Source organism: Acinetobacter calcoaceticus (assembly GCF_051947995.1).
Lineage (GTDB): Bacteria > Pseudomonadota > Gammaproteobacteria > Pseudomonadales > Moraxellaceae > Acinetobacter.
This window is the reverse complement of the sequence record NZ_JBLVVH010000092.1, coordinates 1-207: the sequence shown is the minus strand read 5'-3', so window position 1 is coordinate 207 and position 207 is coordinate 1. Positions and strand designations below refer to the sequence as shown.

General features: G+C 47.8%; 1 pseudogene. It reads left to right on the top strand.

What is annotated here, in order from left to right:
- Positions 1-207 (top strand): annotated as a pseudogene (locus tag ACNQO6_RS18680) (hypothetical protein); the annotation flags it as partial.

The window sequence follows — 207 nt, the reverse complement described above, 5'->3', positions numbered from 1 at the left end:
AACGCCAGCAGTTTGATGGTGGCCGTGGCCGTTATTACATCGATGTAAAACGTAACAGCCACATTGTCGATGTGAACTGGAGCTTAAGCAAAGCCGACTTCAACAAGATGATGGCTTTCTGGCGAGTTTACCAAAGTCAGCCTGCATCATTCTATGTGGATCTGGTGATCGATCAGGGCACACGTCAGCAATACCTGTGCAACTTCA